Below are 245 nucleotides of genomic sequence, written 5' to 3' on the forward strand. Positions count from 1 at the left end.
TTCATCAATATATTTTGGAATAAGTATCCCCATTTTGTGATAATATCGTAACGCTTTTATGGTAATGTCCTTTATTTTCGCAACTTCCCCAATAGAAAATAAGTTTTTCACTCGAATCACTTCCTTTATGCTTTTTCTCATATGAGTGTTGACTCTCCTCTTAAGGGAGACCTTATGATCATAATAAGACATTTGCAATAAAATACAAAATTTACTTATACACAAGGGAGTTTCGAAACATGAAT

The 245-nt window shown here is 31.0% G+C and carries 1 protein-coding gene; it reads right to left on the reverse strand.

Going from position 1 to position 245, the window contains the following annotated elements; genetic code table 11:
• The coding region (locus tag V7183_RS20000) for a MerR family DNA-binding transcriptional regulator (protein ID WP_335360603.1) at nt 1–141 on the reverse strand (141 nt) is incomplete at its 3' end.
• Nucleotides 142–245 lie beyond the last annotated feature (104 nt).

The organism is Bacillus sp. JJ1127, from assembly GCF_036965845.1.
In the GTDB taxonomy this organism is placed as follows: domain Bacteria; phylum Bacillota; class Bacilli; order Bacillales; family Bacillaceae_G; genus Bacillus_A.